Source organism: Nocardia pseudobrasiliensis NBRC 108224, assembly GCF_001613105.1.
Lineage (GTDB): Bacteria > Actinomycetota > Actinomycetes > Mycobacteriales > Mycobacteriaceae > Nocardia > Nocardia pseudobrasiliensis.
On the sequence record NZ_BDBS01000059.1, the window covers coordinates 35,185 to 49,614 of the forward strand.

Annotated in this window: 13 protein-coding genes; 6 read left to right on the forward strand and 7 right to left on the reverse strand. The window is 70.0% G+C overall.

Annotated features, from left to right (window positions below):
• Nucleotides 1-12: 12 nt before the first annotated feature.
• The 4 genes from NP4_RS35015 to NP4_RS35030 all read right to left on the reverse strand — a co-directional run bounded on the left by NP4_RS35015 (nucleotide 13) and on the right by NP4_RS35030 (nucleotide 4,754).
• Nucleotides 13-861, reverse strand: a complete 849-nt coding sequence (locus tag NP4_RS35015; RefSeq protein ID WP_082876497.1) for a heme ABC transporter ATP-binding protein — start codon at nucleotides 859-861, stop codon at nucleotides 13-15.
• On the reverse strand, nucleotides 858-1,991 hold the full coding sequence (locus NP4_RS35020) for a FecCD family ABC transporter permease (protein ID WP_082876498.1): 1,134 nt from the start codon (nucleotides 1,989-1,991) through the stop codon (nucleotides 858-860). The genes NP4_RS35015 and NP4_RS35020 overlap by 4 nt, the downstream gene beginning before the upstream one ends.
• Nucleotides 1,988-3,040 (reverse strand): heme/hemin ABC transporter substrate-binding protein, encoded by a 1,053-nt coding sequence (locus tag NP4_RS35025; RefSeq protein WP_068007136.1) that lies wholly within the window; start codon nucleotides 3,038-3,040, stop codon nucleotides 1,988-1,990. The genes NP4_RS35020 and NP4_RS35025 overlap by 4 nt, the downstream gene beginning before the upstream one ends.
• 751 nt (nucleotides 3,041-3,791) lie before the next feature.
• On the reverse strand, nucleotides 3,792-4,754 hold the full coding sequence (locus tag NP4_RS35030; protein WP_068007241.1) for an aldo/keto reductase: 963 nt from the start codon (nucleotides 4,752-4,754) through the stop codon (nucleotides 3,792-3,794).
• A 193-nt stretch (nucleotides 4,755-4,947) separates the two neighbouring features.
• Here NP4_RS35030 and NP4_RS35035 point away from each other — a divergent pair, with 193 nt between their 5' ends.
• The 4 genes from NP4_RS35035 to mshC all read left to right on the forward strand — a co-directional run bounded on the left by NP4_RS35035 (nucleotide 4,948) and on the right by mshC (nucleotide 8,482).
• Nucleotides 4,948-5,688: a histidine phosphatase family protein gene (locus NP4_RS35035; RefSeq protein WP_068007138.1), complete on the forward strand. Its 741-nt coding sequence runs from the start codon at nucleotides 4,948-4,950 to the stop codon at nucleotides 5,686-5,688.
• A gap of 24 nt (nucleotides 5,689-5,712) precedes the next feature.
• Nucleotides 5,713-6,300, forward strand: coding sequence for a DUF3090 domain-containing protein (locus NP4_RS35040; RefSeq protein WP_062512406.1), 588 nt, complete (start codon nucleotides 5,713-5,715; stop codon nucleotides 6,298-6,300).
• Nucleotides 6,301-6,310: 10 nt separating this feature from the next.
• Nucleotides 6,311-7,087 (forward strand): SCO1664 family protein, encoded by a 777-nt coding sequence (locus NP4_RS35045; protein ID WP_373863889.1) that lies wholly within the window; start codon nucleotides 6,311-6,313, stop codon nucleotides 7,085-7,087.
• 156 nt (nucleotides 7,088-7,243) lie between these two features.
• Entirely contained in the window at nucleotides 7,244-8,482 is a 1,239-nt protein-coding gene (gene mshC, locus NP4_RS35050) for a cysteine--1-D-myo-inosityl 2-amino-2-deoxy-alpha-D-glucopyranoside ligase (RefSeq protein ID WP_068007144.1), read from the forward strand.
• A gap of 2 nt (nucleotides 8,483-8,484) precedes the next feature.
• Here the strand turns inward: mshC and NP4_RS35055 are convergent, their stop codons facing one another.
• From NP4_RS35055 to NP4_RS35065, 3 genes are all read right to left on the reverse strand, one after another.
• Nucleotides 8,485-9,024 carry a GNAT family N-acetyltransferase gene (locus NP4_RS35055; RefSeq protein WP_068007146.1) on the reverse strand — a complete coding sequence of 180 codons (540 nt, stop codon included), beginning with the start codon at nucleotides 9,022-9,024 and terminating at the stop codon, nucleotides 8,485-8,487.
• A 171-nt stretch (nucleotides 9,025-9,195) separates the two neighbouring features.
• The gene (locus NP4_RS35060) at nucleotides 9,196-9,603 is read right to left on the reverse strand and encodes a nuclear transport factor 2 family protein (protein ID WP_068007149.1); all 408 of its coding nucleotides are present in this window, start codon (nucleotides 9,601-9,603) and stop codon (nucleotides 9,196-9,198) included.
• 279 nt (nucleotides 9,604-9,882) lie between these two features.
• Nucleotides 9,883-10,527, reverse strand: coding sequence for a TetR/AcrR family transcriptional regulator (locus NP4_RS35065; RefSeq protein WP_068007152.1), 645 nt, complete (start codon nucleotides 10,525-10,527; stop codon nucleotides 9,883-9,885).
• A 75-nt stretch (nucleotides 10,528-10,602) separates the two neighbouring features.
• Here NP4_RS35065 and NP4_RS35070 point away from each other — a divergent pair, with 75 nt between their 5' ends.
• Nucleotides 10,603-13,557, forward strand: coding sequence for a type II toxin-antitoxin system Rv0910 family toxin (locus NP4_RS35070; protein ID WP_245998363.1), 2,955 nt, complete (start codon nucleotides 10,603-10,605; stop codon nucleotides 13,555-13,557).
• A gap of 26 nt (nucleotides 13,558-13,583) precedes the next feature.
• Entirely contained in the window at nucleotides 13,584-14,426 is an 843-nt protein-coding gene (locus NP4_RS35075; RefSeq protein ID WP_068007242.1) for a patatin-like phospholipase family protein, read from the forward strand.
• The last annotated feature ends 4 nt before the right edge of the window (nucleotides 14,427-14,430 follow it).

The window sequence follows — 14,430 nt, forward strand, 5'->3', positions numbered from 1 at the left end:
TGCGCCGCTCACTTACCGCCGTACCGGAAGCACCAGTTGTGCCCCTGTGACCGGATGATCGAGCACCTCGACCGGGTGGGCGTAGACGTCGGTGAGCAGTTCGGTGGTGAGGACCTCGCGGGGTGGACCCGCGGCGATCAGTCGGCCGGATCGCAGGATCGCGACGCGGTCGGCGTAGGCGGCGGCCACGCCGAGGTCGTGCAGGACCACCACGACGGCCGCGCCGTCGGCGGCTCGGGCGCGGGCCAGGCGCAGGACCTGTTCCTGGTGGCCGAGATCCAGCGCGGCGGTGGGCTCGTCGAGCAGCAGTGTGTGGGTGTCCTGGGCCAGCACGCGGGCCAGGGCCACCCGGGCGCGTTCACCACCCGAGAGGGCCGGAAAGGGCCGCGCGGCAAGGTGTTCCACATCGGTGGCGGCCATGGCGGCGGAGATCGCGGGCTCGTCGTGGTCTTGGCGCGGGGTGCGGGCCCAGGGGGAGCGGCCCATGGTGACGACCTCCCGTGCGGTGAAGGGGAAGCCGACGAGGTGGTTCTGGGGGAGGACGGCTCGTCTGCGGGCCATGTCGACCGGGGTCCGGTCGGTGATCGGGCGGCCGTCGAGTTCGACTGTGCCGGTGACGGTTTCGAGCTCGCCCGTGAGTGCGGCCAGTAGCGTCGACTTACCGGCTCCATTGGGACCGACCAGCGCGAGAATCTCTCCGGCGACCACGTCGAGATCCACCTCGTCGAGGACGCGGCGTCCCGCGCCGCGCTCGACCGAGACGCCGCGCGCCCGCAGGGTGACCGTGCCGCGTTCGGGTGTGTCGGGAATGTCGTAGGCGCGCCGCAGGATTCGATCCAGGCCGCGGGTGATGGCGCTCATGCCCAGCCTCCCGAACGGGCCCGCGTGCGGCGCAGCAGCCAGAAGAAGAACGGTCCGCCGACCAGCGAGGTGAGCATGCCCAGTGGCAGGTCGGCATTGGCGACCAGGCTGCGCGCGCCGATATCGGCGGCCAGCAGCACGATCGCGCCGAGGATCGCCGACAGCGGGATGAGGACGCGATGGGCGGGTCCGACCAGCATGCGCACCACGTGCGGCACGATCAGCCCGACGAACAGGATGATGCCGGTGAAGGCGACACCGGCGGTAGCGAGTACGGCCACGATCACGATCACGTTGCGCCGCAACCGTTCCACGTCCACGCCCAGATGCCGCGCGGCCGATTCGCCCAGGGCCAGCAGATCCAGCCGGGGCGCGAGCGCGATCGCGGCGGCGATGCCGATCACGGTCAGCGGGGCGACCACGGTCACCGACTGCCAGGTGGCGCCGTTGAGACTGCCCAGCTGCCAGAACACGATCTGATCGCGCGCGGCGGGGCTGGCGGTGAACAACAGGAACGACATCAGCCCGCCCGCAAAGGCATTCACGGCGACGCCGGTCAGCACGAGGGTGACGGTTTCGGTGCGGCCGTTGGCGCGCGACAGCAGATACACCATCAGCGTGGTGAGCAGTCCGGCCGCGAACGCGCCCGCCGCGACCGACCAGGCCGCGGCGAAGGCCCCGCCGACCACGATCACGATGCCCGCGCCCACGGCCGCCCCGGCCGATACGCCGATGACGCCGGGTTCGGCGAGCGGATTGGCGAAGACGCCCTGCAGCAGCGCGCCCGCGGTGGCGAGCGCGGCCCCGACCAGCAGGGCCAGCACCACGCGGGGGAAGCGGACCTGCCACAGGGTCACCTCTCCGGCGGGATGATGCGGCAGCGGTCCCCAATCCAGACCGATCTTGTGGGCGATGCTGCCCGCGACCTCGAGCGGCGTGGTCGGGACCTGGCCGACCGCGGCCGAGATCATCGCCAGCAGGATCAGCAGGACGAGTCCGGCGGTGGTCACGATCGCCACCTTGGACCAGCGTCTGCCGGGCAGGGTCGCGGTCACCTGTGCGGTGTCGGCGGGCGAATCCCGTTGGGTATCGGCGAGTTCGGAATCCTCGGTGGGGCGGGTATCGCTCATGCCCGGTTGCCGTAGAGGGCCTTGGCGAGGGAGGCCAGGACGCGGCCGGTATTGGGGCCGAAGCTGAGAACGACGTTGTCGTTCATATCGATCACGTGTTTGTCGCGTCCGGCCGGGGTCTGGGCGATGCCGGGGATCTTGGCCAGTCCGTCGACGCCGCCGATGGACTGCAGGCCGTCGGTCATCACCAGGAAGGTGTCGGGGGCCGCGCCGATCATGGCCTCGCTGGTGATGGGGACGAACGGTTCGGTCAGGCCCACCGAGGTGCCCGCGTCGACGCCGCCGAGGGCGGTGATGAGCGCGTCGGCGCCGGAGCCCGGGCCGCCCATCATGGTGATGGCCGTGGAGCGCAGGTACAGGAATGCGATCTTGGGCTTCGGATCGCGGTGCGGCACAGCGGCGGTGGCGTCGGCGATCTCCGTTCGGGTACGCGCCGCGAGCTTTTCGCCCTGGGCGGGTACGCCGAGCGCGGCGGCGACGGCCTGGATCTGCGGGACGACGCCGTCCAGGGTGCGTTTGGGATCGAACAGTACGACGGTGATGCCCAGTGCGCGCAACTGATCGCGCAGCGTGGGCGTGGCGGTGACGGGGTCGGTGAGGAATACCGAGGGGCGTTGCGCCGCAACCGCTTCCACGCTGACGCTGCCATTGCCGCCCGCGACGTTGGTGACGTGCTGCATGGCCGGGAACGCCGCAGAGGCGCGGCCGACCAGCTTGTCGCCGAGTCCGAGCGCCCATACGGTCTGGGCGAGGGTGCCGTTGCGGTCGACGGCGATGATGCGGCTGGCATCGGTCACGGTGACCTGGCCGCTGTCGAAGGAGGACACGGTGACCGGCAGTTCCGGCGTCGGCGCGGGCCCGATCGGCACCGGATTCGGATCGGCCAGCGTCGCGGTCGCGGGTCCCTGACCCGACGCGCCGCCGGCTCCCGAATCGCCGCAAGCGCTCACCCCGCCGACCAATGCCACCGCGAGAATCCCGACCACCACCCGGGCCGCCGATCGACTGCGGCGGGTGCGGGCGGATCGGATTCGGTCGAGACAGCTCATATAGGCAAGCCTAAGAGGTGGCGTGCCGGACGGTGCGCACCACCCAGGTTGTGCCGGACACATCGAGCTCTGTCCGACACGCCCGATGATCGACGTGGTTGAGGTCTCGGAGGTAGGGTTTTGCTTGTCACGCAAGTGATGCTGGGGTGGGACGCCGTTGTGGCGACGCCCCACCAGATGGGTTACTCAGCCCGCTTCAACCAGCGGACCAAGATGAGCGCTCCGGCGACTACGGCACAGCCTGCAAGCGTAATGCCGTAATCGATCGGAGCCTCGCTCTTTTTCCGACGATGATTCGCCATCCCCACCACCTCCTTCCTGGGCGCGGTGTGTGGACCAAGTCCACCGCCCCTCGGCCGGAGGTACGGCCCCTTATGCGGTGACCCCGACGCAAACCCCTTGCGTCACAGCGTGTTCCACTCACCTCGGCGTGTCACCACGCGCTCGTGACAGTCCTGCGGGTGACCGCCGAAATCCGGCCGCAGCCTGCGGACCGCCGCCCGGCAGAAGCGGTCCGGAGTCGCAGCCTGTCTCGGGCCGAAGGCTTTGCTGTATCGACGGGTCGCCGCCGGTGTGAATCTCCGCGGCCTATGCCTCCGAGCGTGGCCCGCGACCGGCGTCGACTTTCGCCGAGGCTTCGCGCCGGGGCTTCTGGTATCGGCCGCCGTGCGGACCGCCGGCCAGGCTGACGTCGTCGTCCCCGGCCTCGATGGAAATCCAGGTCCGCGATGTCAGGTCGACGGGGTGAGGCTCAGTTTCGGCTGACGTCGTCCAACGCGGCCGCGATCGCCCGCGGCAGTTCCAAGGTCTCCGCGGCGAGGATTCCGGTGAGCTGACCGATATCGCGCGCGCCGACCACCAGGCTCGCGACCGTCGGGCGGTCGCGGATCCAGGCCAGGGCTACCGCCAGGGGCGAGGTGCCCAGGCCGTCGGCCGCGGTGACGAGGGCGTCGACCACGCGGGTGGCGTGTTCGTCGAGGCGGTCTCGGATTTCGGCGGCCGTGGCCTCGTCCGCGCCGCGGGAGTCGGCGGGAACTCCGTCTCGGTATTTGCCGGTGAGGATGCCGCCCGCGAGGGCGGTCGTGGCGATGAGGCCGACGCCGTGGTGGGCCGCGGCGGGGACGATATCGCGTTCGGGGGAACGGCCGAGCAGGGAGTAGGGCACCGAGGCGGCGGTGATGGGTGCCGCGGAGGCCAGCGTGGCCAGCTGCCAGGCGTTCAGGCCGCGCGCGCCCGCGTAGCGAACTCGTCCGGAGCGGACGGCGTATTCGAGGGTCGTGGCGATCTCCTCGAGGGGAGTGTGTGGATCCCAGGCCGCGACACTCCAGAGATCGAGGTAGTCGGTGCCCAATTCCGCGAGGGTGTGATCGAGTTGGCGCATCAGTGTGCGCCGAGACGCATCGACTGCCCAGTGGACCTCGTTGGCGGGCGTTCCGGCGGGATCTATGACGCCCGGCACGGGAACCAGGCCCGCGCAGCCCGACAGCACCAGATCGCCGCGCGGGACCAACTCATCGATCAGACCGCCGAGAATGCGCTGCGAGCCCCCGCCGTGATAGGCGGGCGAGGTGTCCACGAGCGTGCCCCCGGCCTCGACGAATGCCACCAGTTGCACCGACGCCTCGTCCGGATCGGTCTCCTTACCCCAGGTGTGGGTGGCCAGGCCGATCCGCGACACCCGTAATCCGCTGCGCCCGACAGCTCGCTGTTCCATCACCGTGCCCACACTTCCGTCACGGGGTAAGAGCCTAGGGCCACAACCGGTTCGGATCCGGCTACGCCCCCGCGAACCGCCGTGTGGCGATCGCGATGGCGGCCCGCGCCTTCCGCTGCGTTCGCTGCGAGATTGCACGCACCGCAAGGATGTTCCGCCGCAACCTCTCCCATGATCGCCTAGGCTTGGTGCCATGACGGTGATCCTGCTGCGCCACGGGGTGTCGGCTTCCAACACCGCGCGCACGCTGGCCGGGCGCAGTGCGGGGGTGGATCTGACCGACCGCGGGCGCGAACAGGCCCAGGCGGTGGCGGCCCGGCTGGGCGCGCTGCCGATCGAGCACATCGCGCATTCGCCGCTGGAACGATGCGTGCGCACGGTCGCGCCGCTCGCGGAGAAGTTGGGCCTGGATCCGGAACCCGACGACGCGCTGCTCGAGGTCGATTACGGCGAGTGGACCGGTCGCGCGCTCGACGAATTGGTCAAGGAGCCGCTGTGGAAGGTCGTGCAGCGACACGCCTCGGGCGCGGTGTTCCCGGCCGGTGAGGGCCTGGCCCAGGTCCAGCAGCGCGCCGTGGCCGCGATCCGCGCCCGCGATCGCGCCCTGGCCGAGCAACGCGGCCGCGACGTGCTGTGGGTGGCCTGTTCGCACGGCGATGTGATCAAGTCGGTGCTGGCCGACGCGTTCGGCATCCACCTGGACGGCTTCCAGCGCATCGTGGTCGAACCGGCCTCGATCAGCGTGGTCCGATACACCCCGACCGCCCCGTATGTCTGGCGGTTAAACGACACGGGTGCGGATCTGTCCGCGCTTGCGGCAACTGCCGAGCAACGATCGGAACAACGGGCGGGGCCGGTACCCGGCGGGGAGGTGGGCGCCGCCGCGAGTACGGATAATGGGAATGCGGACCGCCCCGATTCGCGTAGTGAGTAGTGCAGCCGGTATCAGGAGGTGCAGATGTCCCGAGCAATCCATGTATTTCGCACCCCCGATCGTTTCGTCGCCGGGACCGTCGGTGAACCAGGTGATCGGTCCTTCTATCTGCAGGCCGTTCAGGAGCCCCGGGTGGTCAGCGTGCTGCTGGAGAAGCAGCAGGTGAAGGTGCTGGCCGATCGGATGGGGCTGTTGCTGGACGAGGTGGCGCGCCGCTTCGGCGCCAGCGTGCCCCCGCAGGCCGAGGAGGTGAACGACACCGCGCCGTTGCAGACGCCGATAGATGCCGAATTTCGGGTCGGCACAATGGGTTTGGGCTGGGACGCGGATGCGGGCGCGGTGGTGGTGGAACTGCTGGCGATCACCGAGACCGAGGTCGACGAGTCGGTGGTGCTCGACGACACCGAGGAGGGTCCCGACGCGGTGCGGGTGTTCCTGACCCCGGTGCAGGCGCGCGAGTTCGCGTTACGCTCGGCGAAGGTGATAGCGGCCGGGCGTCCGCCGTGTCCGCTGTGCGGGGAACCGTTGTCGGTGAAGGGGCACATGTGCGTGCGCACCAACGGCTACAAGCGCGGCGACATCTTCGGCGCGGCCGATCTAGAGGAGGACTGAGCTCGTGAATATCGGCAGCGACCCGTTCTACACCGGTGAGCTGTCGGTGATCGGGCGGGTCACCACCGCCAGCAATCTCACCCTGGTCTGTGATCTCGACGGCGTCGAGGAACGTGTCGTGTACAAACCGGTGCGCGGGGAGCGGCCGCTGTGGGACTTCCCGGACGGCACGCTGGCCGGGCGCGAGGTGGCGTCGTATCTGGTGTCGCGGGCGCTGGGCTGGACGGTGATTCCCGAGACGATTCTGCGCGAGGGTCCACTCGGGCCCGGGATGGTGCAGCGCTGGGTGGAATCCGGTGAGGCGGTCGGGGAATTGGATCTGGTGGATCTGGTGCCGATCGGCCGGGTGCCCGACGGTTTCCGCGAGGTGCTGCGCGCGGTCGACGGCAGTGGGGAAGAGGTGTCGCTGGTGCACGCCGACGATCCGCGGCTGCGGCGGATGGCGGTGCTCGATGTGCTGATCAACAATGCCGACCGCAAGGGCGGACACGCGCTGGCGGGCGTCGACGGTGGGGTGTACGGTGTCGACCACGGTATCTGCCTGCACAGCGAGCCGAAACTGCGAACGGTGCTGTGGGGGTGGGCCGGTGAGCCGGTCGAGGACGAATTGCTCACCGACATCGCGGCTTTCGTCAAGGCGCTGGCGGGGGAGATCGGTGACGGGTTGGCCGCCCACATCACCGACGCCGAGATCGAGGCGCTCGGTGCGCGCGGGCGTCGAGTGCTGGACGATCCGGTGATGCCGCTTCCGATCAGCGCGCGGCCGATTCCGTGGCCGGCGTTCTGAGCGGCGATCGTGTCGATACGACGCTGCGAGATTGCAACGGTTGACTTTCGGCACGCACTGCCAACTCGCAGGTCGTGCGGTGTGCTCAGGGTGGTGCGGGTCACCCGGCGGCGGGGCGGCGCGACGGTGTCTCGATGACACCTTTACCCTCGAATCATGCAGTCCTGGTCCGAAATCGCTGTCCCGACCGTCCCCGGATCCGGACCGCCGTTGCGGTTGTACGACACCGCCGATCGGCAGGTGCGCCCGGTTACCCCCGGCGCCACCGCCACCATGTACGTGTGCGGCATCACCCCCTACGACGCCACTCATCTCGGGCATGCGGCGACCTATCTGACCTTCGATCTGGTGAACCGGATCCTGCGCGACGGCGGTCATCAGGTGCACTATGTGCAGAATGTGACCGATGTCGACGATCCGCTGTTCGAACGCGCCGATCGCGACGGGGTCGACTGGCGCGATCTGGGTAGTCGCGAGATCGCGCTGTACCGGGAGGATATGGCCGCGCTGCGGGTATTGCCGCCGCGCGATTACATCGGCGCGGTCGAATCGGTCGGCGAGGTCGTGGAATTGGTGGACAAGCTGCTGGCCTCCGGAGCGGCCTATGTGGTCGACGACGCGCAGTATCCCGATATCTACTTCCGCCACGACGCGACCGAACAGTTCGGTTACGAATCCGGCTACGACCGGGCCACGATGGAGCGGCTGTTCGCCGAACGCGGCGGCGATCCGGACCGCCCGGGTAAGCGCGATCCGATCGATGCGCTGCTGTGGCGGGCCGCCCGCGACGGCGAGCCGTCCTGGCCCGCCCCCTTCGGCGCGGGCCGTCCCGGCTGGCATATCGAATGCGCGGCCATCGCGCTCAACCGCATCGGCCCGGAATTCGACATCCAGGGCGGCGGCAGCGATCTGATGTACCCCCATCACGAGTACTCCGCCGCCCACGCCGAGGCCCTGGTAGCCCACCGCCGCTTCGCCCGGCACTACGTGCATGCGGGCCTGATCGCACTGGACGGCGAGAAGATGTCCAAATCCCGAGGCAATCTGGTCTTCGTCTCGAAACTCCGCGCGGCCGAGGTCGACCCCGGCGCGGTCCGCCTGGGCCTGTTCGCGGGCCACTACCGCCAAGACCGCGAATGGAACGATACGGTCCTCACCGAGGCCCGAACCCGCCTGGCCCAGTGGCGTCGCGCCACATCCCTGCAATCGGGCCCCGCGGCGGAAGACACGATAGCCCGCCTCCGCCAACACCTGGCCGACGACCTCGACACCCCCAAAGCCCTGGCCGCCCTGGACAATTGGTCCACCGAGGCCCTCGACTACGGCGGCCCCGACCGCTCGGCCCCCGCCTCGATCACCGAGGCGGTAGACGCCCTACTGGGCATCCGCCTCTGAGATCAGGGTGAAGGCCGCCTCGCGGCGGCCTTCTTGATTTCCGCCAACTCGCGACGCTCGAACTCGCAATACATGACGTGGAGGCCTACCCGGCCGCGGGTCGGGTGGCGGAACGCTCCGGGTACGGTGCCCACGATCTCGAAGCCCAGCCGCTTGTAGATCTCGACCGCCCGGTGATTGGATTCGGCCACGGCGTTGAATTGCATGCCGGCGAAGCCTCGTTCCTCCGCCCAACTCATCACCTCCCGACATAGTGCCGTACCGACACCCCGCCCGCGGGCATCGGCGGCGACCATGAAGCTGGCGGTGGATACGTGCGCGCCAGGCCCCCGCCGATTGGCATACGCGTTGGCGGTGCCCACCACCCGATCGTCGATCACGGCCACGACGGTGATCGCGGGCGGTCGCATCACCCAGATGTCGTGCGCCTGCTCCTCGGTCATCGCCGGCTCGTAGGCGAACGTCTCACCGGAGCGCACGATGTCACGAACGATAGGCCAGACCTGCGGCCAGTCGGCTGGCTCGTACTCGCGAATCCACATGGACCACAAGCTATCTCGGGCAACCATATGAACCCCACCCATTAAATCGCTTGGGCTGCTGACGGTCGCTGTCGCTCGGCGCCTGCGCGTAAGCCGCCATCGGTTCGTCGGGTCGTCAGCTGGATCGTGAGCAATCGCACTCCCGACGGGTTGTCGTCCCACGATCTCTCGCTAGTCGCCGAGGAGTCCGGCGAGGCGCGCGGTGTCGAGGTAGTCGCGGAAGAGGGTCACTTTGCCGTTGCGGACGCGGACCACGTTGATCGAGGCGGGTACCCGCTGTCGCGGTGCGTTCGGCAGTGTCCTGTCGACCTCGTTCTCCACGAAGAAGAGTTCGGGATCAACGGTTTCGTAGACGTGTGGGAAGGTTTCGTGCACCTCGCCCACCGGGTTCTGCCATGCCGCCGCGAGGAATTCGCGGATAGCGTCGCGCCCCTGCACGCGAGATGGCAGATCCGGGAGGGTGTACGGGAATTCGACGACACCGTCCGCGTCCATGTATTCGGCGAAGGCGTCGGCGTCACGGGCCGCCAGCCCGCGGAACAACTGTTCGACCAGATCTCGTGGGCTGATCTCGGGCATGCTTCCCCCTGTGCATTGCGTAGTCAAGCGGTGTTCCGCCACCGACCCAACCGGCGGTGTCCGGTCGGTATCGGTTGCGGCCCCCCATGATTCGTCCGGTCACCCTACACCGCGCCGCGCACCATCGGCGCGGCGTTATCGATGTCGGTGCCGTCGTGCCGAGTTGTGGGGCGGTAACCGGTGCGGGCAGCGCGCCTGGTCGATGCTGTGCCTCGAAAGTGGGCCCGGCCCAAGTCGTTTCCCCGCATCGTCCGCCCGGCGGGCGGTGCGGGGATTTGGTCATGGTGGGGGTGGGCCGGTGAGGATCGGGGCTATGGCTACTCGGGCCAGGTGGGCTACCGCGGTGGGGTTGGACAGGTCGGCTGCGAGGCTGGGGGCGAGAAGGTAGCCGAGGGTTATGTGGATCAGGGCGTCGGCTTGGGCGGAGGGGTTGCCTTGGGGGAGTTGGTTTTTGGATTGAGCATGGGCTATGTGGGCGGTTATTCGGGCGTGGGCGAGGGTTATGGGGGCTCGGTCGCCGTGGGTGAGGGCTTGGAGGAGTTCGGTGGGGGAGGTGGTCAGGAGGGGGTGGCGGTGTAGGTCGAGGCAGAGGGCGAAGCCTGCGGCCACCTGTTCGGTGGGGTCCTCGATGGTGGCCAGGCGGGCGGCGAGGGTGTCGAGGAGGGTGGTGATCTCGCGGGTGAGGGCGCGTTCGAACAGGTCGTCCTTGCTGGTGAAGCGGCGGAAGATGGTGGCGCGGCCGACTCCGGCGACGGTGGCCACCTCGGCGATGGTGGCCGCGCGGGTGCCGCGGCGAGCCAGGACGGTGAGGGCGGCGTCGAGAATGGCCGCGTCGGCGTCGTCGGGGGCGGGGCGGGCGCCCGCGAAGGCGCGACCGGCCGCGCGACGCAGCAGGCTCGGTAGCGGGGCGCCGGGTCTGGTCATATCCGCTCCCTCCGCCCTTGACGGGTGAGACTATTGGACATGTAATGGTCTCACACTCGACGAGGAGGTGGGATCGTGTCGGCTGTGCCGGGCTTCGATCGAATTCGTGCCGCACGCAAACAGATCCGCGCCGGGGGCGCGCTGCTGGACGCGGTGCGCCGGGATCCGCGCATTGCCCGCGACCTGGTGGCCGGCCTGTTCGGGTCCGCTGCGCCGGGCCCGGAACCCGCCACCGATCGGGAACTCCCGCCCGGCCTGGCCGAATTCACCACGACCGCGCACGCCGAACAGATCGTCGACGCGCCGATAGAAACCGTATGGGCGTACCTGAGCGATCTGAATCGGCTCGGCGACTGGTTCACCCTGCACACCGGCTGGCGCGGCGACCCGCCCGGCCCGGTGCGCCCCGGCCTCGAATTCACCCAGCAGGCCCAGGTCATGGGCCTGCCGGTCGATATCCGCTGGCAGGTCGCCGCGGTCGGCGAGCGCGGTGTCGAACTGCGCGGCCAAGCCCCGCAGCAGGTGCGCCTCGGATATTGGCTGACGGTCTCGGGCGAGGATTCCCGCACCCTGGTCGCCTTCGACGCGGGCGCGGCGGGCCCGCCGATCGATGGTCCACTCGGCGGTTCGGTCGCGCGCAGCCTCGGTGAGGCGATGCGCGAATCGCTGAGCCGATTGCCCGCGGCGATCGCCGCGGCCGGTCCGGTCCGCCGGCGCACCGCGCGCGGACCGGTACGCCACCACGCCTCCGGTCGCGATCTGGATCCGCGCACCCCGGTACTGGTCGGAGTCGGTCAATTCGTGGGCCACACCCCGGACCCGACCGCCGATCCCGCCGAACTGGCCGCCCGCGCACTGCGCCGCGCGGCCGACGATGCCGGAGTGGGGGAGTCGCTACTGCGTGCCGCCGAGGCGGTCTACGCGGTGGCCTGCACCTCGTGGCAGTACCGCGATCTCGGTGCGGCGGTGGCCGATCGGATCGGCGCGACCGACGTGGACACCGTGCAGTCCAGCAATTTCGGCGGCGACGGCGGCCAGCTCGTGGTCAACGAGGCCGCCGCGGCGATCGCGGCGGGCGACTACGAGATCGCCCTGATCACCGGCGCCGAGGCGGGCGCGAGCGTCGCCGCCGCCCATCGCGACGGCGTGAAACTCGCCTGGCCCGAACAGAATTCGCGGACCGCCCCCACCCGGACGGTCGGCATCGACAAACCCGCCAACAACGCCGCCGAGACCGCGGCCGGACTGATCGCCCCGATCAATATGTACGCCCTGCTGGAATCGGCCAACCGCCACCGCCTGGGCCGTGGTCCGGACGAGCACGCGGCCGCCGTCGCCGCCCTGTGGTCGCGACTGTCCGAGGTCGCCGCGGGTAACGAATACGCCTGGCAGCCGGAACGATTCGAACCCGAGCAGATCGCGGCCACGTCGCCGGACAACCGCATGATCTCCACCCCGTACACCAAACTCGAATGCGCCAACCTCACCGTCGATATGGCAAGCGGCATCGTGCTGTGCGGCGTCGCCGCGGCCGAGGCCGCCGGAATCCCCCAGGACCGCTGGGTATTCCTGCACGCCGGAGCCTCCGGACACGACGAATGGTTCCCCAGTGAACGCGCCGAACTCGCCGCCTCCCCGGCCATCCGAACCCTCGGCGCGGCGGCCTTGGACCACACCGGAATCACCGCCGACCGACTCGCACACGTGGACCTGTACGCGTGCTTCCCGGTCGCCGTGCAGATCGCCGCCCGCGAATTGGGTTTGCCCACAGACGATCCCGATCGCCCGCTGTCGGTGACCGGCGGCCTGACCTTCGGCGGCGGCCCGGGCAACAACTACGGCGGACACGCCGTGGCGACACTGGTGCAATGCCTGCGTAAGGATCCGGGCTCCTACGGTCTGGCGACCTCGCTGGGCTGGTACGTGACCAAACACGCGCTCGGGGTGTACTCGACGCTGCCGCCCGAACAGCCCTACCGGCATCTCACCCCGATCATCGACAACCCACCCGCACGTCCCGCGCGTGCCGGTGTCGACGGCCCCGCGGTGGTCGAGGCCTACACCGTCCCCTACACCCGCGACGGCGAACCCGAGGCCGCGGTGCTGAGCCTGATCAACCCGGCGGGTGAGCGAATCCTGCTGCGCAGCACCGATCCCGACACCATCGCCGCCTGCCTCGAGCGCGATCTGCTGGGCCTGCCGGTGACGGTCGCGAACGGCGCGATCACCGTCGACGCCGCCGAGCCGGTGTCGCTGCCCGCCCCGCCGCCCGCGCCGGTGCTGGTGGAGCGTCGCGGCGCGATCACGATCATCACCGTCAACCGCCCGCGGGTCCGCAATGCGATCAACCACGCGGCGGCCCTGGGCATCGAACGGGCGATGGACGCGTTCGAGGCCGATCCGACCGCGCGGGTGGCGATCCTCACCGGTGCGGGCGGCTACTTCAGCGCGGGTATGGATCTCAAGGCCGCCGCGCGCGGCGAGGTGCCCATGACCGAGAGCCGCGGCATGCTCGGCCTCGTCGGCCGACCGCCGAACAAGCCGCTCATCGCGGCCGTGGAGGGCCCGGCGCTGGCCGGTGGTTGTGAGCTGGCGCTGGCGGCGGATCTGGTGGTGGCCTCGGCGGATTCGACCTTCGGCATTCCGGAGGTCAAACGCGGTCTGGTCGCCGTGGCGGGCGGCGTGCTGCGGCTGTCGCAGCGGTTGCCGCGGGCGATCGCGATGGAGTTGGCGCTGACCGGCGATCCGATCACCGCGGCGCGCGCGGCCGCGCTGGGTCTGGTCAACGAGGTGGTCGAGCCGGGTGGGGCGCTGGCGGCCGCGCTGGCGCTGGCCGAGCGGATAGCGGTCAACGCTCCGCTGAGCATCCTCGCGAGCAAGACCATCATCGACCGCTCCCGGGACTGGTCGAGCGCGGAGGCCTTCGGTCGTCAGGGCGAGGTCGCCGCGGCCGCGCTGTCCTCGCAGGACGCCGCCGAGGGCGTGCTGGCCTTCGCGCAGAAGCGCCCACCGGTGTGGCAGGGGCGCTGAGTGGCGCGGTAGGTAGGGTGGTGATCATGTCGGAGCCGGTCTCGCCCAACCCTTCTCGAATCGCGCTCGTCCTGGGCGGAGGTGGCCCGGTCGGACTGGCCTGGCTGGCCGGTCTCGCCGACGGTCTGCGGGCGCGCGGAGTGGATCTGTGCGCCGCGGATCGGTTCGTGGGAACCTCCGCGGGGGCGATCGTGGCCGCCGCGCTCGCCGACGGCGGTGATCTGTCGGCACTGCTGCGCCCGCGGCCCGCCGATGCCGAGTCGCGGCCCGCGCCGCCCCAGACCCTCGACTTCTTCGCACCGCTGCGGGAGCCGGGGCTGGATCTGGCGTCGGCGCGGCGCAAGGTGGGGGAGTTGGCGCTGGGCGCGCGGGCCGGTGATCCGGCCGACCACATCGCCTCGATGGGACGGCTGACGGATGGGAAGCCGTGGCCGACAGCGGATCTGGTGGTCACCTCGGTGGAGGTCGAAACCGGTCGGCTGCGGGCGTGGACCGCGGCCGACGAGGCGACCCTGGCGCAGGCGCTGGCCGCGAGCACCTCGGTGCCGGGGGTATACCCGCCGATCCCGATCGGCGGCAATCACTACATCGATGGCGGCATCGGCTCGCCGATCAATGCCGATCTGGCGGCGGGCGCGGATCTGGTGGTGATCATGGAACCGCTGGCCCACATGTACGGCCACCTGCCCTCCGACGGCGATCTGGGCGGCGCCACGGCCATCTCGATCGTTCCGGACACCCGCGCCATCGCCGCCCTCGGCCCGGAGCCGTTCAACCTCGCCGCCCTGACCCCGGCCTTCGAATCTGGTGTGCGCCAAGCCGAACAGGCCGCGACGATTCTCACCGATTCGGGCTGGCCGACCCGCTGAGGGA

Excerpts from the sequence above, each read along its gene's own strand:
- NP4_RS35065 (WP_068007152.1), bottom strand. The coding sequence starts at position 10,527 with ATGACCAGACCCGGCGCCCCGCTACCGAGCCTGCTGCGTCGCGCGGCC.
- NP4_RS35030 (WP_068007241.1), bottom strand. The coding sequence starts at position 4,754 with ATGGAACAGCGAGCTGTCGGGCGCAGCGGATTACGGGTGTCGCGGATC.
- NP4_RS35075 (WP_068007242.1), top strand. The coding sequence starts at position 13,584 with ATGTCGGAGCCGGTCTCGCCCAACCCTTCTCGAATCGCGCTCGTCCTG.
- NP4_RS35060 (WP_068007149.1), bottom strand. The coding sequence starts at position 9,603 with ATGCCCGAGATCAGCCCACGAGATCTGGTCGAACAGTTGTTCCGCGGG.
- NP4_RS35055 (WP_068007146.1), bottom strand. The coding sequence starts at position 9,024 with ATGTGGATTCGCGAGTACGAGCCAGCCGACTGGCCGCAGGTCTGGCCT.
- NP4_RS35025 (WP_068007136.1), bottom strand. The coding sequence starts at position 3,040 with ATGAGCTGTCTCGACCGAATCCGATCCGCCCGCACCCGCCGCAGTCGA.
- NP4_RS35040 (WP_062512406.1), top strand. The coding sequence starts at position 5,713 with ATGTCCCGAGCAATCCATGTATTTCGCACCCCCGATCGTTTCGTCGCC.
- mshC (WP_068007144.1), top strand. The coding sequence starts at position 7,244 with ATGCAGTCCTGGTCCGAAATCGCTGTCCCGACCGTCCCCGGATCCGGA.
- NP4_RS35035 (WP_068007138.1), top strand. The coding sequence starts at position 4,948 with ATGACGGTGATCCTGCTGCGCCACGGGGTGTCGGCTTCCAACACCGCG.
- NP4_RS35015 (WP_082876497.1), bottom strand. The coding sequence starts at position 861 with ATGAGCGCCATCACCCGCGGCCTGGATCGAATCCTGCGGCGCGCCTAC.
- NP4_RS35020 (WP_082876498.1), bottom strand. The coding sequence starts at position 1,991 with ATGAGCGATACCCGCCCCACCGAGGATTCCGAACTCGCCGATACCCAA.